Below are 453 nucleotides of genomic sequence, written 5' to 3'. Positions count from 1 at the left end.
GCAGGCGACGTTTACCGAAGAGGGCTGGTTTAAATATCAAACTCCGCAGGAGAAAACGTTCACCGTGACACTGGCAGAGGTGTCAAGCTCTGAGGTGGCGCTGTTAAAAGACGGAGTACCGTTAGAGGGTAGCGAGATTAATATTGGTGACAGTATTCAAGCCCAAACCACGGTCACCCTGGCCGACGGTAGTGAGATTCTAGCGCCGTCGGATGCATCGACGGGCACGTGGAGTATAGACCAGGCAGCGATGGACCTAGGTGTGACGATTGATCCGGTGACCGGTGTGTTGGACACGTCAGGTGTGAAATTTTCGGCCATTGGAGAAGACGGCGTCAGCATATCGATCAGTTGGACAGGGTCAGGTAGCCTTGAAGGGGGAGTTGGGAGATTAACTGTCGACCTACAAGGTCTCCCGATTACGAAGATAAGTGACACGTTGTACATCGGGCC

General features: G+C 53.2%; 1 pseudogene. It reads left to right on the top strand.

Features of this window, described 5'->3' with window-relative positions:
• Positions 1–64: 64 nt before the first annotated feature.
• Positions 65–453, top strand: a pseudogene (locus tag ACP45E_RS02955) (hypothetical protein); the annotation flags it as partial.

The organism is Vibrio genomosp. F10 str. 9ZD137 (genome assembly GCF_049974785.1).
GTDB lineage: Bacteria > Pseudomonadota > Gammaproteobacteria > Enterobacterales > Vibrionaceae > Vibrio.
Note: the sequence above shows the minus strand (reverse complement) of the source record. Positions and strands in the feature narration are given on the sequence as shown.